The organism is Carbonatibacter coralli (genome assembly GCF_039592655.1).
In the GTDB taxonomy this organism is placed as follows: Bacteria; Pseudomonadota; Alphaproteobacteria; order Kiloniellales; family Kiloniellaceae; genus Carbonatibacter; species Carbonatibacter coralli.
In genome coordinates this window covers 491,397-510,805 of the sequence record NZ_JBBUTJ010000001.1, presented here as the reverse complement: position 1 = coordinate 510,805, position 19,409 = coordinate 491,397, and the positions used below count along the sequence as shown (strand labels likewise).

Below are 19,409 nucleotides of genomic sequence, written 5' to 3'. Positions count from 1 at the left end.
GACCTATCCTTCGACTAGGGGTTTGCTTTTAAATGTTTTCTTTACTTGGAATGTTTTCGGCCGATATGGCCATTGACCTTGGAACGGCCAACACGCTGGTTTATGTGAAAGGGCGCGGGATTGTTCTGAACGAACCATCTGTTGTTGCCATTCACGAGAACCGTGGCAAGAAACAGGTTCTCGCGGTCGGTGATGAAGCCAAGTTGATGCTGGGGCGTACCCCGGGGAACATTCAGGCCATTCGCCCTTTGCGTGATGGTGTTATTGCAGACTTTGAAGTTGCCGAGGAAATGATCAAGCACTTTATCCGCAAGGTGCATGGTCGCGGATCCTTTGCGCGCCCGCAGATCATTATCTGTGTTCCGTCCGGCTCAACCGCTGTTGAACGTCGTGCCATTCAGGAATCTGCTGAAAGTGCCGGTGCGCGTCAGGTTTTCCTGGTTGAGGAGCCGATGGCTGCCGCAATTGGTGCCGGTCTGCCTGTGACAGAACCGACAGGCTCCATGGTTGTCGATATCGGTGGCGGTACAACAGAGGTTGCTGTCCTTTCTCTGGGTGGCATTGTTTATTCCCGCTCCGTTCGTGTGGGCGGTGACAAGATGGATGAGGCGATCATTGCCTATATCCGTCGCAACCATAACCTGCTTGTTGGTGAAGGGTCTGCCGAACGCATCAAAAAGGAAATCGGTTCTGCCTGTCCGCCTGAAGACGGCGAAGGCAAAATCATGGAAATAAAGGGTCGCGACCTGATGAACGGCGTTCCCAAGGAACTGGTTATTTCCGAGCGCCAGATTGCAGAGGCTCTGGCAGAGCCCGTCGGTGCAATCGTTGAAGCCGTCAAGGTCGCTCTTGAGCACACGGCGCCTGAACTGGCTGCGGATATCGTCGACAAGGGTATTGTTCTGACCGGTGGCGGTGGTTTGCTGAACAATCTCGACTTTGTTCTGCGGGCCTCAACAGGTCTGCCGGTTTCTATCGCAGACGACGCTCTGAGCTGTGTGGCACTGGGAACAGGGCGCTGCCTTGAAGAGATGCGTACTTTGAATAACGTTTTGATTCAGATGTACTAATTTCATTCTCCGGAATGACCAAAGGTTTTGAAAGGCTTCTCTTCGGGGAAGCCTTTTTGCTTGGGGATCTGTCCGGAAAAAAGGGTGAGTTTTTTGTTAACCTTTACGCCCCGCAAGGTAAAACCTGTGATATTTATGTGTTCCTATATAGAGACAATTTCATAAAAATATCTTGGATTATCAGTGTTTTTTGGTGAATTTGTTAATGGTTTTTTTTCTTTTTATAGGTTAAAAAACACTGTCATTACGTTAAGATTCAGATCAGCTGAAGTGAAGGGGCGGCCCCTGAACAGTCTGCACTGATCTGTTTCGGGAAGATTTACTTGGCCCGGCACGCAGCCGAAATGGAAAAGGGGACATCGTGTGAATAAAAGAGTTGGTTCATTCAACTTTGCAGAAACCCCCTTGCGTGCCTGGCTCCAGCGTTTTGCCTTTTTGATTCTGCTGCTTTTTTCAATTGTTTTGATTGCCCTGACCAAGGTGGGCAACCCGTCCCTGATGGCTGTGCGTGTGGCGATTGTTGATTCTGTCACGCCTGTCATGGAAGGTCTGTCCCGCCCGGTTATCGTTTTCAATGATGCAATCGAAACCGCCCAGAACTATGTTGCGCTGAAATCGGAAAACGCCGAACTGCGCCGCCAGAACGAGGCTCTGCGCAGCTGGCAGATTGCTGCAGCCCGGCTTGAGGGCGAGAACGAAGCACTGCGGACCTTGCTGAACATGTCAGGCGATGCGGCTCCCAGATCTGTTGCTGCACGCGTTGTTGCAGATCAGGGGGGCAGCTTTGTCCGTTCTGTGGTTGTCAGTGCAGGCCAGAATGACGGTGTTCGCAAAGGGCAGATTGCCATGACAGGGCATGGTCTGGCTGGTCGTGTCAGCGAAGTGGGGCGCAGTTCATCACGGGTTGTTTTGATCACGGATATCAGCAGCCGTATTCCGGTGCTGGTCGGTACGGAACGCCATCGTGCGATTCTGGCTGGTGACAACTCTCCTGCGCCGGGGTTGCGTCATCTGGACCGGACTGTTTCGCTCAGAAAGGGTGATCTGGTTTACACCTCCGGACATGGTGGTGTTTTCGAACCGGGGCTGCCGATCGGAACCGTTTCCGGCATTGTGAACGGAATTATTCGTGTAAAACCATTTGCCGAGTGGGATAAAATGGACTTCCTGCGAATTGAGGACTATGGTCTGGCTCTTCGTCTGGATGTTCTGAATCCTGCAGTGGAAAGGCAGAATCAGGTCTCATCCGCAGAATGAATGAAGCCAGGGCTTCGGAACGAACGGGTTCATCTGAACAGTGAGACTTTCTTTTTGGCAACGGATGGATAACTGGGGGCGCGGGGTGTGCCCCTTTGTGCTGACACTGCTTCTGGTGGTGTTTGGTGCAATCCCCTTTCATGTTCCGCATTTTGCCCCGATTTCTCCGTCTTTTCTGCTGATTGCTGTCTTCTACTGGGTTTTGCACAGGCCGGATCTGATGCCGGTGTGGGGATCCTTTGCCCTTGCTGTGATTGCAGACATCATTACCGGCGGTTTTGTCGGTGTTGGTGCCCTGGTCATTCTGATTTTCCAGCTGGTTGTCGACAGTCAGAGACGGTTTTTGCTGGCGGGGTCCTTCTGGGTTCTCTGGCTGGCGTTTTCGATCCTGATCGGGTTTGCCATTGCGCTCGAGTGGGTGCTGGTGTGGCTTTTGACGGATGGCGTTCTGGAGTATTCTTCAGCGGCCTTCCGTGTTCTGGTCACAACAGCCTTTTATCCTTTTGTGACCTGGATCTTTGTTCTGGTTCAGCGCACTGTTTTGAAAGTCTGAGGTGATCTCCGCATGTCCATGATCAATGAAGATCAGGATCGTCACAAGGTATTCGGGCGCCGGGCGCTGATGCTGGGGTGTGCGAAGATTGCCCTTTTGAGCACCCTGGTCGGGCGCCTTTATTATCTGCAGGTCATCGAAGGGGAAAAGTACAAGACCCTTGCTGAGGACAACAGGATTTCCCTGCGCCTTCTTCCGCCGGAGCGTGGAAAGATTCTGGATCGTTTCGGAACGCCCCTTGCGGACAACCGGGACAACTATCGTGTGGTTATCGTGCGGGAACAGACGCCGGACATTGCAGAAACCCTGAGACGGCTGGGGCAGCTTATCCCCATCACCGGGTCTGACCGTCGCCGGATCGAACGGGATATGAAGCGCAAGAGAGCCTTTGTTCCTGTCACGGTGAAGGAAAATCTGAGCTGGTCGCAGGTGGCCTCCATTGAAGCCCTGATTGGTGATCTGCCAGGTATTTCCATTGATCGCGGGAACACGCGTGATTACCCTTACGGTGCTGATATGGCGCATGTTCTGGGCTATGTGGCGTCCGTTTCAGAAAAGGATCTCAATGGGGATCCGCTCCTGGAGCTTCCGGGCTTCCGTATTGGCAAGAACGGTATCGAGAAGCTGCACGATGATGCCCTGCGCGGCAGTGCCGGGACCAAGGAAGTCGAGATCAATGCCTATGGGCGTGAAATCCGCGAACTGCGAAGGCAGGAGGGGACCTCCGGCAAGGAAATCATCCTGACACTGGATGCCGGATTGCAAACCTTCGTGCACCAGCGTTTGTTGAGTGAACAGTCAGCAGCAGCGGTTGTGATGGACATTGAAAATGGTGACGTGCTGGCTTTGGGCTCGATCCCTTCCTTTGATCCTGCCGCCTTTAATCTTGGCTTGAGTTCCAAACAGTGGAGCTCGCTGATCAACAATCCGATGTTCCCGTTGACCAACAAGGCGATTGCGGGGCTCTATGCGCCGGGCTCAACCTTTAAGATGCTGGTGGCACTGGCTGCGATGGAAGAAGGGATCGGTGCACACAGTCACACGGTCTATTGCAATGGTTTCACCCGCCTTGGCAATGCCCGTTTCCACTGCTGGAAACGGGGCGGCCATGGGCGCATGAACCTGATTGAGTCGCTGCAGCACTCCTGTGACATCTATTACTATGATGTTTCGCGCCGGATCGGTATCAACAAGATTGCCGCCATGGCAAACAGGCTGGGCCTGGGACAGCCTGTCGGACTTGATCTGCCAGGCGAAAAGGGTGGCGTGATCCCGACACGGGCCTGGAAGGAAGCAAACATTGGCGAACCCTGGCAGGTTGGCGAAACACTGATTGCTTCAATCGGCCAGGGGTACGTTCTTGCGACACCTCTGCAGCTTGCTGTCATGACGGCGAGACTGGCGTCCGGTGGCAAGAAGGTGGTGCCCCGTCTGGCGCGTGGCTATCGTGAGGGCAACAGGCGTGTTGCCTATCCGGTCCCGGAATTCGAGGACCTTGGTCTGAATCCGGAGCACCTGCGCATGGTCTTCCAGGGAATGGACGAAGTTGTAAACAATCCCCGGGGGACAGCCTACAGAGCCAGAATTCGTGAAGAGGGATGGGAAATGGCCGGAAAGACAGGCACATCCCAGGTTCGCAGAATCACTCTGGCAGAACGTCAGGCCGGAGTTTTCCGCAACGAGGACCTGCCGTGGCGTCGACGGGATCATGCGCTCTTCGTCGGTTTCGCGCCCATGCACAAACCCCGCTATGCCTGCGCTGTTATTGTCGAGCACGGGGGGAGTGGTTCGAAAGTTGCCGGACCGATCTGCAGTGACATCCTGCGCGAGGTTCAGCGGCGGCGCTCTGCTGAGTTGCAGCCTTTCCCGCTGAATGAAGATGCATCGCCCCGTGAGGATGACAATGACGGGGAGGAAGCCTGATGCCGGTCAAAGTTCATCCCGGAAGCCGTGGTGCCATCGTCGGACACAAGCACGAGAACATGAGCCTTCTGCAAAAGCTTTTGCAGATCAACTGGGGGCTGGTTCTGCTGGTGCTGACCCTGTCGGGGATCGGTCTTGGAATGCTTTATTCTGCTGCAAACGGCAATTTTGATCCCTGGGCGTCCCGTCAGGCTGTCAGGCTGGCAGGAGGATGCATCATCATGCTTGTTGTGGCGCTTGTGGACATCCGTTTCTGGTTCAAATGCAGCTATCTGTTCTACTTTGGGGCCCTGATCCTGCTGATTGGTGTGGAGGTCATGGGGTCTGTCGGCATGGGGGCCAAGCGCTGGATCAATCTGGGGGTGATTCAGTTACAGCCTTCGGAACTGATGAAAATTGCCATCGTGATGGCTCTGGCCCGCTATTTCCATGGAGTGTCTGCTGAAAATATCCGCAGGCCGCTGATGCTGATTGTGCCCCTGTTGATGGTTGCTGCGCCTTCGGTGCTTGTGCTGAAACAGCCTGATCTGGGCACGACTGTCCTGTTGATCATGGCATCCGGCGCCGTCTTTTTCTGTGCCGGAGTGCGTCTCTGGAAGTTCGTACTGGTTGCTGTGGCCGGGATGGCAGCCATCCCTGTGGGCTGGCAGTTCCTCAAGCCCTACCAGCAAAACAGGGTTCTGACCTTCCTTGATCCCGAAAAGGATCCGCTGGGAACCGGGTACAATATCATCCAGTCGAAGATTGCTCTGGGCTCTGGCGGTGTCTCGGGCAAGGGATTCCTGCAGGGCACGCAGAGCCATTTGAACTTTCTGCCGGAGAAGCAGACCGATTTTATCTTCACAATGCTGGCCGAGGAATTCGGGATGATCGGTGCCCTTGCGCTGCTGGGGATTTATATTCTGGTGCTGATCTACGGAATGGCGATCTCTGCCCGTGCCAGAAACCAGTATGCACGCCTGCTGGCTCTGGGATTGACGACAAACCTTTTCCTCTATGTCTTTATCAATATGGCGATGGTGATGGGGCTGGTTCCGGTTGTCGGTGTGCCTTTGCCATTGATTTCATACGGCGGAACGGTGATGCTGACAATTCTGATTGGCATAGGCTTGGTGATGTCGGCCTGGGTTCACAGGGATATTCGCATACCGCGTCATGGTGTTGTCGAAGGGGCCTGACAGATTTTTTTCAGGAAGCTCTTGTTTTTCCTTCACACAGTTTTGACATGAATAGACAAGGACTGCTTTGGTAGTTTGACAGGGCACAAAATAAAGCGAGAACAAATTATGTCCAGACATCCGAAATCTCTTTTTTCCATGAGTGCGGTTTTTGCACTGGCTTTTGTAACAGGGGCCTTCGCGCAGGGTACTCCTGCTGTTGACGACAATGCCGTGATCACAAACAGCCCGGATCTGTACCGTATTCAGGAAGGGAGCGGAACTGCGACATCCGAGCCTCAACCAAGCTATCAGTTGCCCAGCCAGCTGACTCCCAAAACGGAAGAGGAACAGGCGCGCCAGGAAAACATTGCGGCCTGTGATGCCTTCGCACGTGCCCTGATTGAGCATGACAACCGGATCGCGGATGACCGCTCCGGTGTTTTTGACAACGTCGGCGGCGGTGGCTTGGGCTTTAACAGCTTTTCGCGTGAAGTGGACAGGGCGGAAGAGGACTCCATTCGCGAACGGCACTTCCGCCGCTGTATGGAGAGCAAGGGTTACGGCTCCTGATCCGGAAGCAGAAACTTTTTTCTTTTCAGTCTTCAGGTCCAAAGCGGATCATTTTCTGTAAAAGTACGGGAAGAATTGAAGAGAGGCTGTCATGCAGAAAACGGAAATCCCTTCAGAGCAGGCTGTTGTCAGAGCGGCCTTGCTGATCATCGGGGACGAGATCCTGTCCGGGCGGACACGTGATGCCAACACGGCCTATCTGGGGCAGGCCCTGAACGAACGGGGTATCCGTCTTTCGGAGGTGCGGATTGTTCCCGATGAAAAGGAAGAGATCGTTGCTGCTGTTCTGGCCCTGAAGGACAGATACGACTTTCTGTTCACGACAGGTGGGATCGGGCCGACCCATGACGATATTACAGCAGAGTCCGTGGCTGAAGCCTTCGGGGTGGAGCTGTGGCAGCATCCCGATGCCTATGCCGTGCTGCTGGACTATTACGGGGAAGAAAAGCTGAACAGTGCGCGTTTGCGTATGGCCTCTGTGCCAAAGGGTGCAGAGCTGATTCCAAACCCGCTGACGGCGGCCCCGGGTTTTTCCATGGAAAATGTTTTCGTTCTGGCCGGGGTTCCCAAAATCATGCAGGCCCTGTTCGCAGAGCTTTCTCCGCGTCTGACGGGGGGTGCTCCGGTTTTGAGTGAAACGGTTACCCTTCCGGTTGGGGAAGGTCAGATTGCCGGACTGCTGGGGGAGATTGCCGAAAAATTCCCGGATGTTTCGATCGGCAGTTACCCCTCTGCCACGGACAGTGGCTTTGCTGTTCGTATTGTTGTTCGTTCTTCAAAAGGACAGGAATTGTCAGCCTGTTTGCATGAAATACATCACCGGATTACTGCACAATATAAATCGCTATAGAAATATTAAGACCCGCGAATAGCGAATTTTATTTCATTTGTTGATAAATTGAGTTAAATCTTCCACAATCTTTGTGACAAAGATGAGGCATAAAACCTTTCGAAGACATGATTTTGTCTTGCGTGTTGGGGCACAGGTTGATTGGGGAGTAGTGGGTATGACGGCAGAGGCCGCCCTGAGTGAACGACGGGGCTACAAGCGTTTGGAAACAACGCTGGAAGGTATGTTGAAATTCGGACCGGATCTTCAGACATCCTGCGATGTGCTGGATGTGTCCATTTCCGGTGTGCGTGTGTTGCTCAAGGATACTGTGCCTCTGAACAGCAAGGTCACCCTGATCCTGCCGGGGTCTGTCCATTTTGGCGGAGAAGTGGTCTGGCGTCACAACAAACGCGTCGGTTTGCGCTTCAAGGTTGAACCGGAACAGGTCGCCCAGCGTTTGTCCCGCCTGCTTGATGCCGAAAACATGAGAAGCCTGCACGCTTAATGTTATTCTCATAAAGGTTGATTTTCCTGACGATGCAATCAAAATGCTACCTCTTGTTTTTTGGGAGCTGAATTGATGTCTGGAAGAGAAGTTTTAATTGATTGGGTTGTTGAAGCTTTAAATGAATTGAATGGTAAGGCGACGATTTCTCAAGTCGCGAAAAAGATCTGGGGAAAACAGGTTTCCAAGAATCTCACAGAAAAAGATGAATTATTTTATTCTTGGCAATATGACATGCGTTGGGCAGCAACTGCTTTGAGAAAGCAGAAAAAGATTATGCTTGCTACAGAGTTTCCAAGAGGTATTTGGATTTTGAGTGACTAATATTGGTGCGGGCGGCCGGACTTGAACCGGCATGACCGAAGTCGAGGGATTTTAAGTCCCTTGTGTCTACCAATTTCACCACGCCCGCACAGGCATAAAGGCTTTTGATTTCTGACTTTTGCCCCAAAAGAAAACGCTTTGCAAGCCGCTTCGTGAGCTTTGTTGCAGCAGGTTTACTTGCTTACGGGCATGGGGTCATTTTCACGACAGAGTGTGGCTTCTTCCAGAAGCCATTCGCGGAAAAGGCGAATCTTTGTCAGCTCGGATGTGCTGATCGGGGAGACCACGTAGTAGGAATAGGTGGAAGGCAGCTCCGGTCCAAACGGGCAGATCAGTCGTCCTGCCCTGAGATGGTCATAGGCCAGGGAGGTTCGTCCCAGGGCAACGCCCTGTCCGAAGATGGCTGCTTCCAGAATCAGGTTGGAATGACTGTAACCGGGCCCGCGTTCCGGGCGAATCTGCTCCGCTTTTGCCAGCGAAGCCCAGCGTTTCCAGTCATTGGCTGCCGGTTCATCCCCGACATCATCGTGTAACAGGGTGTGATGTTTCAAATCCTCCGGGACGCGAATGGGGTTGGCGCTGTCGGCCAGTTCGGGACTGCAGAGGACACGATAGCTGTCGCCCATCATCCAGTCAACGCGAAGGCCGGGATAGTCACCGGTGCCAAAACGGACTGCGATATCGACGTCATCCCTGTAGAACCGGACCAGTTCATCCTGGGCCAGAACATGCACGTCGATATCCGGATGCTTCTTGCGGAAATTCGGCAGGCGTGGAAGCAGCCAGGACGAGGCAAAGGATGGCATGACCGAAACCTTGAGAGGTCCCAGAGCCCCGCCGTCATAGAGTTTCTGTGTGGTCTGCTTGATGATGTCAAAGGCTTCGCTGACTGCGGGAAGAAGGGCTTCGCCTTCGTTGGTGAGTTGCAGCTTTCTGTTGAAACGCTTGAAAAGCGTGATCCCCAGATGCTCCTCAAGCGTCTTGATCTGGTGGCTCACCGCAGCCTGGGTCACAAAAAGCTCTTCGGCAGCCCGGGTAAAGGACAGATGACGCGCCGCAGCTTCAAAGGCTCTGAGAGCGTTCAGAGGAGGGAGGGGTCTGAGCACGGAAGGGGTCCTTTCCGGGGCGTTTTTTGCTTTCGCATAAAAATAACTAATCAAACAAATGAAATATCATCGTTTGTAGATGCGCGCAATTGATCCTAACTTCTTAATCACAGGGACAGGACAAATTGTCTTAGGACTAAGTCTCTGATTCGAAATGTTTAAAGGTACGGAGGAAAGATCATGACCATGATTCATGTGGACAAACGCCCATCTGACTTCGCCACCATTCAAGCAGCTTTTACACCAGAGCGTGAACTCCTTGAAACGGCGCGGACAGCGGTTCTTCAGCTTATCATGCTGCCATTCAACGCCCTGTGGGTGTGGGAGAAACGTATTCGTATGGCGGATGACATGGCTGCCATGGAACGTCACATCAAGCGCGACGTCGGTTTCTGCGCTTAAGGAATGTTGTGCGCACTTATCCTTGGTGGGACGGTGCGCACACATAAACAGCCCGGTCAGTAGCCTCATTCCCCCCTGGGTTAGGAACAGGTTGTTTTCTCTGCTTATACCGATCGTTTTTTGTCTGAACGATGGTACCCTACGCCCGGCTTCAAGCCGGGCTTTTTTTATGGCAGGAACTGCTCGCGGATAATGCGTTCTTCCAGATTGTGTTCCGGGTCAAAAAGCAGGCGCAGTCTGAGATCGCTTGCCTCGCGGATGGTCACTTCGGAGACCCCGCGGATTTCCGTGAAATCGGCCGCAGCAGAAACCGGACGCTTGTCTGCTTCCAGAACCTTCAGGCGAACAATTGCCCTGTCCGGAAGAAGGGCGCCTCTCCATCGTCTCGGGCGGAAGGCGGAGATCGGTGTGAGAGCCAGAAGTTTCGCGCCAAGCGGAACGATAGGACCATGGGCGGAGAGGTTGTAGGCTGTGCTGCCTGCGGGTGTGGCCAGAATGACCCCGTCACAGACGAGTTCTTCCATTCTCAGGACGCCGTCAACGTGGACACTGACCTTTGCAGCCTGTCGAACCTCGCGGTGGACAGAGACCTCGTTGATGGCCAGGGCACTGTGTTCCTGTCCATCCAGTGTTGTGACCTTTGTTTCCAGCGGATGGAGAACAATGTGCTGTGCGGAGGACAGGCGATCCAGCAAACCGGTCGGATTGAACTGGTTGAGCAGAAAGCCGACACTTCCCCTGTTCATGCCGTAGATGGGAGTATCCAGTGTCATATAGCGGTGGAGGGTTTCCAGCATGAAGCCGTCGCCCCCCAGTGCAACGATCACGTCAGCCTCTTCGGGAGGAACGGCATCGTAGGTGGTTGAGAGCTCGTCCAGGGCAAGTTCGGCCTTTTCACTGTCGGACGCAACAAAAGCCAGTTTGGGCGAGGCGCCAAGTGAAAAGGTGTCTTCTGCGTGAAGGCTCTCTTGCATGAAACGGGCTTTCTGAACGAACTGGACAGGCTTTGAAGTGGATGACCTTGAAAGCATTGCTCATTTTGCTTTGACGTGTAAAGGTGTTTGGAAACCAAAAAACGTTGGTTCGTTTGATTTTCTCAAAGGGGAGCAAAACTGTGCGTCAAAATTCTTCCGCCGGGATACAGGTTATGGCTGTCAGAGAGAAGGCCTTTGGCATGCTGGTGCTGATGGCTCTTTCCCTGGTCTTTCTGGTCTTCGGGACGCCGGCGCATTCCTCCGATCTGAGCCCGACACTGGTGAAGGTCGAAAAGCTGGGACATTCGGGATACTACTATCCCGAAGCGAAGACGATCGAGATTTACAAGGCCAGAACCGGATCGCACCCTGCAGCCAACCGCAAATCCCGTCTGGCTTTTGTCAGCTCTGTTGCCCAGGCCAACAGCGAGAACGCCTATCCTCCCCAGGCAGCCATGTTTGCGAAGGGTGCGGACGGGCAGAAACTGATTATTATCGGGCTGGTTGATGGTCGTTTCGATACACTGTTTCGCATGCGCGCCATTCTGGCCAACATGACCTCCCTGATCAGGACCCTGCCTGTTGTTCAGGAACTGGGAGCCGAAGAGATCTTTACCTTTCTGGACCTGATGAAACTGATGGGGTTTGAGCAGGTCACAATTTCCAACGGTCGTGAACTGACGCACCAGATTATCCTTGAGTGATGTAAACCTGTGTCATCCTTGAATGGCAAGGCGGGAATGTGAGCAATGAACGTTTATGTGATGCTGGCACTTGCCATTTTGTGTGAGCTTGTTGGCACAATGGCCCTCAAATATGCTGACGGGTTCACGCGCTTCTGGCCGAGCGTGATTGTCGTTTTGGGCTATGGTTGCGCCTTTTATCTGCTGTCCCTGCTGGTGCGACACCTGCCCATCGGGCTGGTTTATGCCGTCTGGTCAGGGGTGGGGATCACCCTGGTTGCCCTGGCCGGAGTGGTGCTTTTTGATCAGAAGCTCGACTGGCCCGGTATTGCAGGAATGGGCATGATCATTGGCGGAGTGGTGATTCTGAACGGCTTTTCGAACATGGGCTCCCACTAGATCAGGCTGGCAATACAAGCCAGTCCGGAACGCAGATTCTGACGGGATGACCATTGGAGGAGAGTTCCGCTTCCGGTGCTTCAATGGCATTCAGGCGCATCAGGGCCAAACCTGCCGGTCCGGCAACGCTCATGACCTCGCCGACATTCTTTTCGTTCAGCGTGACCGTTGAACCGCTTTCCAGATCGCTTCCGTCAAGGGATTGAACCGTGACGAGGCGCTTCTTGAGCAGGGCGCGGTACTTTGTCCGCGCGGTCAGTTCCTGTCCGATAAAACATCCCTTTTTCCAGTCCACGCCCCCGAGCTCGTCGAACCCGTTTTCCAGCAGGAGCGCCTTGTCGGGCTGGAGATCACGGCGTCCGTCAGGCAGGGCGAGTGCAATGCGCACTCTGTCATAGTCCTCGCGGGAACCAGCCGGAAGTCCGAGCCGGTTCCGAAAATCCTCTGCCTTTTCACTGGGGAGCAACACACGGGCCCCCATGTCCCTGTGACGGGGGTCGATCAGGACTGTGGCTTCACTGCTGCTGTCATGGCGGGTGGCTCCGACGTCGGGAGAAAGTTCCAGCTGTTCCGGGATGCCCTGCCCGACAAGGGCCAGTACAGTGTGAGTCCCGGAAAGGTTTTCCAGTTCAACCTTGCTGCGCAGTTTGTAAAGTTTCAGGCGTTTGAGCAGATCGGGCAGACGGTCTGCTTCTCCTTCAAGAAGGAAAGCACCATCTGTTGCGCGAATCAGGAAAAAATCATGCAGATACTTCCCCTGTGGTGTCAGGAATGCGGACCAGAGACTTCGGGATTCTGTAACCTTTTGCACATCCTGCGAGACCAGTCCCTGAAGAAAGTCTTCTGCGTCTGCTCCGGATATTTTCAGGGCGCCGCGATCCGGCAGCTCAATGATCACGGGGGTAGAGGGGGCGCTTGCAGACATGGATACGCTTCCTGGGAAAAGTACAGAGTTTTTAACTATATAAGGCTTGAGGCTTGGAAATCAAAGTCCCAAGCCTTATAAGCCTTGTGAAGATATTCTTTTCATAGAGCCAAAGGGGCTTTCAGGCCCATGCGTATTCTTTTTATTACCTCGAACAACGTGGGCGATGCCGTTTTGAACAATGGCCTGCTGGCTCACCTGATTGCGCAAAGCGACAATCCCGAGGTGACTGTGGTCGCCGGGCGCGCGTCATCCAGCCTCTACAAGGCTGTTCCCGGTCTCAGAAAACTGATTGTCCTGAAAAAGGAACGTTGTCACGCGCACTGGTTCAGGCTGTGGAAGCAGGTTGGCTGGCAGCGGTGGGATGTTGTCGTGGACATGCGCAGGACAGTGATTGGGCACGTTCTCTGGACCAGGAAACATTTGGTTGCTCCATACAAGGACAGGAGCCGTCACAGGGTCGCCGAACTGGCTGATCTCATGCCGGGAGGAAAAATGCCGGATCCTGTGGCCTGGTTCTCGAAAGAGGATGAAAGCAAATCGGCGCAGTGGATTGCGGAGGGTGAAACTGTTCTGGCTTTGGGGCCTGCTGCCAACTGGCATGGAAAGCAATGGCCGTCGGAACGTTTTGTTGCCCTTGCCAGAGCTTTGACAGAGGAGGCCGGCCCTCTTGCCGGGGCGAGGATTGCTGTCTTTGCAGCGGCGGGGGAGCGCGAACAGATCGAGAATGTTCTCGAAGCCTTTCCTGAAGAGCAATTGATTGACCTGGTTGGAAAGACCGATCTCGGAGAAGCGGCCGCCTGCCTCAAGCGATGCGCCTATTATATCGGGAATGATTCCGGTCTGATGCATCTGGCTGCAGCCTGTGATATCCCGACGCTCGGCCTCTTCGGGCCCAGCTCTGAAGTGCGGTATCATCCCTGGGGTGAGAAGGCCCAGTGGGTCAGAACGCCTGAAAGCTTTGATGAAATTGTTTCTGCGCCCGATTATGATCGCCACAAGCCTGTGAGCTATATGGTGAACCTGACCCTTGAAAAGGTTCTGGAAGCGGCGCGCAGCATGATTTCCAGACACAGCAAATCCTGACGAGATGGAATGAGCAACATGTCCGATACTCCTGTTCAGCTCTCTGCGCTTCTGGTTGTGCACAACGAGGAAAAAAGGTTGAGGCCCTGTCTGGAGCGACTGACCTTCTGCGACGAAATTGTCGTGGTTCTGGATCGCTGTACTGACGGGACCAGAGCCATTGCGGAAGAATTCGGATGCCGTCTTCTGGAGGGAGGCTGGCCCATTGAAGGGGACAGGCGCAACGCAGGCAATGCACTGTGCAGGGGCGAGTGGATTCTCGAAATGGATGCTGATGAGTGGCTGTCTGCCGAACTGGCTGTGGAAATCCGGGAAACCATCGCGAACCCGGATGCCGATTACTATCTTCTGCCTGTTGACAACTATATTGGCGAGCGTTGCGTTCGCTATGGATGGGGAGCCCAGTTTGGAACGGCTTCTGTTTCCAGACTCTGCAGGAAGGGGATCAAAACCTGGGGGAGCGAACGTGTTCACCCCAGCCTGATCTGGGCTGATGGTGCGCGCAAGGGGCGGCGTTTGACCCACAGGATCACCCATTTTGTTGACACCAACATTTCCGATATGATCCGCCGTTTTGATTCCTACACGACGGCAAGGGCGATGGATCTGGTTGAAAGTGGCAAGGTGGGGTCCACCTTGAACAACACCCGCAGGATTGTCAGTCGCTTCTGGCGCTGCTTTGTGTCCCGCAAGGGCTACAGGGAAGGTGGCTACGGCTTTTTGATTGCAACCTTTGCAGCGCTCTATCCGATGGTTTCCCATCTCAAGGCTCTTTATGAGGAAGAAGCCATCAGAGCGAAAATCGAGAGCAGCCGGAAGTCCTGACGATCAGACGGTTGAAAAGGGCAGTCGTTCGAGAACCTCTTCCGGGCCCAGCTGTGCGAGATCATCCACCTGATGACAGTGGACATCCGGGCCGATGGGATGAATTTTCCGGGGATCAGAGGCCTTTGAATAGAGGACCAGAACCGGGCAGCCATTGGTCGACAGCATGTGCATGGGGCCGGTGTCGTTACCAACGGCAAAGAGAGCACGTCTGGCGAGGACGGCAATCTGTTCCAGCGATGTCTGTCCACAAAGATTGAGTGCCTGGGGGCAGGTCGAGGCAATGGCGTCGCATTCCGCTCTTTCGGCTTTGGTGCCGAGAAGGACAGGCGTGATGTCCCTGGCGGCGAGCTGTGTGATGGAGCGGGCCAACGCGGCGAAGTGTTCTGCAGGCCATCGCTTGTCCGGACGATGCGGGGCGCCTCCGGGAACAAGCACAGCAAAACGTTCCGGCAGGTTCAGGCCGGAGATATCGGCGGTGATGAAGGACATGTCCGGCAGGGGATTGTTCTGAATTCCGGCGAGAGCAAGTTGCTGGTCCTCGCGCACTGTTACCTTGATGACCGTTCCATCCGGAATCATCTGGCAGTGGGAACAGCCCTTGACCTTGCCGACCCATTCCGGCCTGGGAGAGAGAAGGCGGAAATAGCTGGCGCTTCTGTCGTTGCGCTGGAGGTCATAGACCCGATCAAAGCGGTTGTTGTTCAGCCATTTTCTCAGGCGCAACCACTTTCCGATCTGAAGGCCGCGGGGGCGTTCATCCACTTCAATCTTATCAAACAGACCGCTTGATTGCGCCAGCCTGACAAAAGGCGTGGTGGTCAGAAGCGTGATGTGAGCCCGCGGATGGTGTGCTCTTATGGCCTGAAAGGAACGGATGGAGAGCACGAAGTCTCCAAAGGCCGAAAGCTTGATGATCAGGATTTTGTTGAGCGTTTGATCAGGCATGAACAGGGTGTTTCACAGAAAATCCGAAGGCTTTCCTTTCTATACTGCCTTGAACCTGCAAGAGCCATGTTTATCTTTGCACAGGATAGAGGTTTTCTGTTTCCTCCGGCTGATGTATGACTCATGCAGTTGGTTAAATTGTTTAGGCTGCCGGGCGGAATCGCCTGCTACAAGGGAGTGCTCCGATGTCAAATTCTCAGGTTTTCGATCTTGTTCTTCTGGGTGGAACTGTTGTAACGCCCGCCGGACAGGAGCGGGTGGATATCGGTGTGATCAAGGGCAAGATCGCGGAGATTGGCGATCTTTCTTCTGCAGAAGCAGCGGAAACCTTCGATGCCGGGGGGCTGCATATTCTGCCGGGGGTTATTGATTCGCAGGTTCACTTCCGTGAGCCGGGTCTCGAGCACAAGGAAGATCTGGCCTGTGGAACGGCAGCCGCTGCGCTTGGCGGTGTGACCGGTATCTTCGAAATGCCGAACACGCAGCCCAATACCCTTTTTGAGGAAGACCTGAACGACAAGCTGTCCCGCTGTGAAAACCGTGCCTGGACGGACCACGCCTTCTTTATCGGTGCATCTGATGAAAACATGGATGACCTGGCGGAGCTGGAGCGCCTGCCGGGTTGCGCGGGGATCAAGATCTTTATGGGGTCTTCCACAGGCAGTCTGCTTGTCGAACAGCCCGAAGCCCTGCGCGCAGTGCTGACAAACGGAACGCGTCGCAGCCCGGTTCATGCCGAGGATGAACAGCGCCTCAGGGAGCGGTTCGAGATGGTCCGCGATGGTGCACACCCTAAAATGCATCCGGAATGGCGCGATGCCGAGGCCGCGGTTCTGGCCACGACACGGATTTGTGCCCTGGCACGCGAGACAGGACGCCGGGTCCACGTGCTTCACATCTCGACCAGGGATGAGTTGCCCATTCTGGAGGCCAACAAGGAACTGATCACCTGTGAGACAACACCCCAGCATCTGACCCTTTCTGCGCCCGATTGCTACGAGCGTCTTGGAACGCTGGCGCAGATGAACCCGCCCGTTCGCTCCGAAGAGCATCGCCTTGGTCTCTGGGAGGGTGTCCGTCGTGGTATCATTGATGTGCTCGGGTCCGATCATGCCCCCCATACACTCGAGGAAAAAGGCAAGCCTTACCCGCAGTCCCCGTCCGGAATGCCGGGTGTGCAGACGCTGGTTCCTGTCATGCTCGATCACGTCAACAAGGGCAACCTGACGCTGGAGCGTTTTGTCGATCTGACGGCACATGGGCCGGCGCGCATCTACAACATTGCGTCCAAGGGACGTATTGTCTGCGGATACGATGCTGATTTCACCGTTGTTGATCTGGAGCGCAGGGAAGTGATCAGCAAGGACTGGCTGGCGTCCAAGTGTGGCTGGTCACCGTTCGAGGGTGTTGAGGTCAAGGGATGGCCCGTCAGCACGATCATTCGCGGCAACATTGTCATGCGCGATGGTGAACTTGTTGGTGATCCGATTGGTCAGCCTGTCCGTTTCGAGGACACGATTGTTCCGACCGGTCGGGAAGACTGAGCTGCCCGGCGGGCAGGCAAGCATTGAAAGAGCTGCGTTTCCGCGCCATATTTAAAGCCTGAACTCATCTCAGTGTGGTTGATCAACCTGTCTGAAGGAGGCAAGGATATGGCGCAGAACTGGCGTGGAGCGATTGTGGGCTGGGGGCACACAGCCTTCGGCAAGCACGAGGAGCTGGATGTCGAGGAGCTTCTGGGGCTTGCAATCGAAGAAGCCCTCTTTGAGGCCGATGTCCCGCCGGATCAGATTGACCAGATCTTTGTCGGACAGTTCAACGAAGGCTTTTCGGAACAGGGCTTTCCGGCCTCGCTGGTTTTTCAGCAGCAGCCGGAGCTGCGCTTCAAACCTGCAACACGGGTTGAAAATGCCTGTGCCACCGGAACAGCGGCTCTCTACCAGGGATTGATGGCCATCGAGGCGGGCAAGGCTGACGTCGTGCTGGTTGCCGGTGTCGAAAAGATGACGGGCCTTGATCGCGATGGCATTGCCTCTACACTTCTGAAAGCTGCTTATGTTCGCGAAGAAGGACATATTCCCGGTGGTTTTGCGGGTGTCTTTGGTCAGATTGCCGAGGCCTACTTTGCGCGTTTTGGGGACCAGACAGAAGCGCTGGCAAAAATTGCCGTAAAGAACCATGCCAATGGGGTTGATAATCCACTGGCGCATTTTCGCAAGGAACTGGACTATGAGTTCTGTCTCAGGACAGGCAATTCCAATCCCTTGCTGGCGGGTCCCCTGAAGCGGACAGACTGTTCACCTGTTTCTGACGGAGCTGCAGCCCTGGTTCTGATGCGGCGTGATCTGGCGAAGGGGAAAAAACGGGCTGTCGGATTTCGTTCTGCTGTTCAGGTGAACGATTTTCTTCCCATGTCCCGACGGGATGTCGTCCGGTTCGAAGGGGCGAGCCGTGCCTGGAAAAAGGCGCTGTCAGAGGCAGAGCTTCAGCTCGGTGACCTGTCGCTGGTCGAAACACATGACTGTTTTACCATTGCAGAGCTGATGGAATATGAAGCCATGGGGCTGGCTCCCGAAGGACAGGGAGCCAGGGCGATAGAGGAAGGCTGGGTTTTCAGGGACGGCAAGCTGCCTGTCAATCTGTCCGGTGGACTCAAGGCCAAGGGACATCCGGTTGGCGCAACGGGGGTTTCCATGCACATCATGGCGGCACGCCAACTGTCAGGAGAGGCTGTTTGTCACCAATTGCCCCGGCCCCGTTTTGCCGGTGTCTTCAATATGGGAGGAGCCGCAGTTGCCAATTGCGTTTCTGTTCTGGAGGCTCTCTGAGCGGAGGCAGAAGAAAGGCGTATCGGCTAGGACAGTTCGGGAATGTTCCACAGGCTTCTGAGCAGTGCGATTTCCACAAAGGCGACGTAAGCCATAAACATGAAGAGAATGATATAGCGGTGCACATCTGATTCTGTTCTGGACTTCTGTTTCCTGAACCACTGGGTCCGGGGAGAGAAATCCTGGACCATGGCCTGCATCTTCTTCTTCTCGTTGATTTGCCAGAACTGGAGGAAAATCAACAGGGTGACGGCGAAGATCGCAAAGAGCATGGAGCCGAAAAAGAGGAAGTCGACAAACTTGTCATCATCAACATTGAGCCGTGTGAGCCCATAGATAAGAGCACTGATGATGGTGAAGGCCCCGAGGGTGTGCCACTGTTGCTGTTTGGCAAAAAGGAGGTTTTGACCTGATTCCTGATAGAGCGTCAGGACTTCCCTGTGAGTGAGGTCGTCGAGTTTGCTGGGCTCGTCATAGGGAATACCCCGTTCGTCGAACAGGTCCTCTTCATGCCCGGAGCCGGTCTTGCTGACAGATGCCATAATGCGTCCTCCGCAAAGGAGCAAAACGCGATTGTGTTTTGCTCATGATGATCAACGCACGCTATGATCAGATAGCTTTAGCACGATCCTTGCTACAGAATTCCGGCTAGGAAAGATGTGACTGATCATGAAAAAAGGATAGGGCAGAGATGGTTAAGGATTTCTCTACAGTCAGATTGCAGGGAACTCGCGTTTTCCGGGGAGCGGGTCTTGTCCTGTCTGTTTTGCTGTTTTCTGCCTGCAGTTCCTATCAGAAACAGAGCGATGAACCTGTACATCAGGTCAAGGCGGCAGGCCATGACAAGACGCTGTATTGCTATCGAAGCCTTGCTGTCAGGGAGTGTTATGAGGTGCCGGAACGCCCGCAGGACCGGACCCCCATTCTGATTGAGGAACCTGCAAAAGCTTCCCGACCTTTGCAGGAAGCGGATGGCTAAAGCCGATAATTTCTGGCGACACAAGGTTTTTTCGACAAGGCGACTGTCCAAAATGGACAG

Annotated in this window: 22 protein-coding genes and 1 tRNA gene; 17 read left to right on the top strand and 6 right to left on the bottom strand. The window is 54.4% G+C overall.

The window, feature by feature from the left end:
- Nucleotides 1-32 precede the first annotated feature (32 nt).
- The 9 genes from AAAH10_RS02270 to AAAH10_RS02230 all read left to right on the top strand — a co-directional run bounded on the left by AAAH10_RS02270 (nucleotide 33) and on the right by AAAH10_RS02230 (nucleotide 8,194).
- On the top strand, nucleotides 33-1,070 hold the full coding sequence (locus AAAH10_RS02270; protein WP_343560128.1) for a rod shape-determining protein: 1,038 nt from the start codon (nucleotides 33-35) through the stop codon (nucleotides 1,068-1,070).
- 363 nt (nucleotides 1,071-1,433) lie between these two features.
- Nucleotides 1,434-2,327, top strand: coding sequence for a rod shape-determining protein MreC (mreC, locus tag AAAH10_RS02265; protein ID WP_343560126.1), 894 nt, complete (start codon nucleotides 1,434-1,436; stop codon nucleotides 2,325-2,327).
- Between the two features lie 40 nt (nucleotides 2,328-2,367).
- Nucleotides 2,368-2,880: a rod shape-determining protein MreD gene (mreD, locus tag AAAH10_RS02260; protein ID WP_343560124.1), complete on the top strand. Its 513-nt coding sequence runs from the start codon at nucleotides 2,368-2,370 to the stop codon at nucleotides 2,878-2,880.
- Nucleotides 2,881-2,892: 12 nt separating this feature from the next.
- Nucleotides 2,893-4,803: a penicillin-binding protein 2 gene (gene mrdA, locus AAAH10_RS02255; RefSeq protein WP_343560122.1), complete on the top strand. Its 1,911-nt coding sequence runs from the start codon at nucleotides 2,893-2,895 to the stop codon at nucleotides 4,801-4,803.
- Complete coding sequence (gene rodA, locus AAAH10_RS02250; protein ID WP_343560120.1) at nucleotides 4,803-5,981, top strand: rod shape-determining protein RodA; 1,179 nt, start codon at nucleotides 4,803-4,805, stop codon at nucleotides 5,979-5,981. The genes mrdA and rodA overlap by 1 nt, the downstream gene beginning before the upstream one ends.
- A 138-nt stretch (nucleotides 5,982-6,119) precedes the next feature.
- Nucleotides 6,120-6,533, top strand: coding sequence for a hypothetical protein (locus tag AAAH10_RS02245; RefSeq protein WP_343560118.1), 414 nt, complete (start codon nucleotides 6,120-6,122; stop codon nucleotides 6,531-6,533).
- Between the two features lie 91 nt (nucleotides 6,534-6,624).
- On the top strand, nucleotides 6,625-7,383 hold the full coding sequence (locus tag AAAH10_RS02240) for a competence/damage-inducible protein A (protein WP_343560116.1): 759 nt from the start codon (nucleotides 6,625-6,627) through the stop codon (nucleotides 7,381-7,383).
- Between the two features lie 157 nt (nucleotides 7,384-7,540).
- The gene (locus tag AAAH10_RS02235) at nucleotides 7,541-7,870 is read left to right on the top strand and encodes a PilZ domain-containing protein (RefSeq protein ID WP_343560114.1); all 330 of its coding nucleotides are present in this window, start codon (nucleotides 7,541-7,543) and stop codon (nucleotides 7,868-7,870) included.
- 75 nt (nucleotides 7,871-7,945) lie between these two features.
- On the top strand, nucleotides 7,946-8,194 hold the full coding sequence (locus tag AAAH10_RS02230) for a hypothetical protein (protein WP_343560112.1): 249 nt from the start codon (nucleotides 7,946-7,948) through the stop codon (nucleotides 8,192-8,194).
- Between the two features lie 3 nt (nucleotides 8,195-8,197).
- Here the strand turns inward: AAAH10_RS02230 and AAAH10_RS02225 are convergent.
- Nucleotides 8,198-8,282: transfer RNA gene (locus AAAH10_RS02225), tRNA-Leu, on the bottom strand.
- Between the two features lie 85 nt (nucleotides 8,283-8,367).
- Complete coding sequence (locus AAAH10_RS02220; RefSeq protein ID WP_343560110.1) at nucleotides 8,368-9,300, bottom strand: transcriptional regulator GcvA; 933 nt, start codon at nucleotides 9,298-9,300, stop codon at nucleotides 8,368-8,370.
- Between the two features lie 180 nt (nucleotides 9,301-9,480).
- Here AAAH10_RS02220 and AAAH10_RS02215 point away from each other — a divergent pair, with 180 nt between their 5' ends.
- Nucleotides 9,481-9,702, top strand: a complete 222-nt coding sequence (locus AAAH10_RS02215; protein ID WP_343560108.1) for a hypothetical protein — start codon at nucleotides 9,481-9,483, stop codon at nucleotides 9,700-9,702.
- Between the two features lie 167 nt (nucleotides 9,703-9,869).
- Here the strand turns inward: AAAH10_RS02215 and AAAH10_RS02210 are convergent, their stop codons facing one another.
- Nucleotides 9,870-10,676 (bottom strand): NAD kinase, encoded by an 807-nt coding sequence (locus AAAH10_RS02210; RefSeq protein WP_343560106.1) that lies wholly within the window; start codon nucleotides 10,674-10,676, stop codon nucleotides 9,870-9,872.
- 173 nt (nucleotides 10,677-10,849) lie between these two features.
- On the opposite strand from AAAH10_RS02210, the gene AAAH10_RS02205 reads away from it, so the two are divergent.
- Nucleotides 10,850-11,380, top strand: a complete 531-nt coding sequence (locus AAAH10_RS02205) for a molybdopterin-guanine dinucleotide biosynthesis protein A (protein WP_343560104.1) — start codon at nucleotides 10,850-10,852, stop codon at nucleotides 11,378-11,380.
- Between the two features lie 45 nt (nucleotides 11,381-11,425).
- Nucleotides 11,426-11,758 (top strand): DMT family transporter, encoded by a 333-nt coding sequence (locus AAAH10_RS02200; RefSeq protein WP_343560101.1) that lies wholly within the window; start codon nucleotides 11,426-11,428, stop codon nucleotides 11,756-11,758.
- A gap of 1 nt (nucleotide 11,759) precedes the next feature.
- On the opposite strand, the gene ygfZ is transcribed toward AAAH10_RS02200, so the two are convergent.
- A complete protein-coding gene (gene ygfZ, locus AAAH10_RS02195) occupies nucleotides 11,760-12,683 on the bottom strand; it encodes a CAF17-like 4Fe-4S cluster assembly/insertion protein YgfZ (RefSeq protein ID WP_343560099.1) in 924 nt (307 codons plus the stop codon).
- Between the two features lie 129 nt (nucleotides 12,684-12,812).
- On the opposite strand from ygfZ, the gene AAAH10_RS02190 reads away from it, so the two are divergent.
- Complete coding sequence (locus AAAH10_RS02190; RefSeq protein ID WP_343560097.1) at nucleotides 12,813-13,769, top strand: glycosyltransferase family 9 protein; 957 nt, start codon at nucleotides 12,813-12,815, stop codon at nucleotides 13,767-13,769.
- An 18-nt stretch (nucleotides 13,770-13,787) separates the two neighbouring features.
- The gene (locus tag AAAH10_RS02185; RefSeq protein ID WP_343560095.1) at nucleotides 13,788-14,594 is read left to right on the top strand and encodes a glycosyltransferase family 2 protein; all 807 of its coding nucleotides are present in this window, start codon (nucleotides 13,788-13,790) and stop codon (nucleotides 14,592-14,594) included.
- Between the two features lie 3 nt (nucleotides 14,595-14,597).
- Here AAAH10_RS02185 and AAAH10_RS02180 read toward each other — a convergent pair whose 3' ends face one another.
- Nucleotides 14,598-15,542, bottom strand: a complete 945-nt coding sequence (locus tag AAAH10_RS02180) for a glycosyltransferase family 9 protein (RefSeq protein WP_343560093.1) — start codon at nucleotides 15,540-15,542, stop codon at nucleotides 14,598-14,600.
- Between the two features lie 185 nt (nucleotides 15,543-15,727).
- On the opposite strand from AAAH10_RS02180, the gene AAAH10_RS02175 reads away from it, so the two are divergent.
- Nucleotides 15,728-17,086 carry a dihydroorotase gene (locus tag AAAH10_RS02175; protein ID WP_343560091.1) on the top strand — a complete coding sequence of 453 codons (1,359 nt, stop codon included), beginning with the start codon at nucleotides 15,728-15,730 and terminating at the stop codon, nucleotides 17,084-17,086.
- 108 nt (nucleotides 17,087-17,194) lie between these two features.
- Entirely contained in the window at nucleotides 17,195-18,370 is a 1,176-nt protein-coding gene (locus AAAH10_RS02170) for an acetyl-CoA acetyltransferase (protein ID WP_343560089.1), read from the top strand.
- Nucleotides 18,371-18,396: 26 nt separating this feature from the next.
- Here the strand turns inward: AAAH10_RS02170 and AAAH10_RS02165 are convergent, their stop codons facing one another.
- Nucleotides 18,397-18,912: a hypothetical protein gene (locus AAAH10_RS02165; RefSeq protein ID WP_343560087.1), complete on the bottom strand. Its 516-nt coding sequence runs from the start codon at nucleotides 18,910-18,912 to the stop codon at nucleotides 18,397-18,399.
- Between the two features lie 149 nt (nucleotides 18,913-19,061).
- On the opposite strand from AAAH10_RS02165, the gene AAAH10_RS02160 reads away from it, so the two are divergent.
- Nucleotides 19,062-19,349 carry a hypothetical protein gene (locus tag AAAH10_RS02160; RefSeq protein WP_343560085.1) on the top strand — a complete coding sequence of 96 codons (288 nt, stop codon included), beginning with the start codon at nucleotides 19,062-19,064 and terminating at the stop codon, nucleotides 19,347-19,349.
- Nucleotides 19,350-19,409 lie beyond the last annotated feature (60 nt).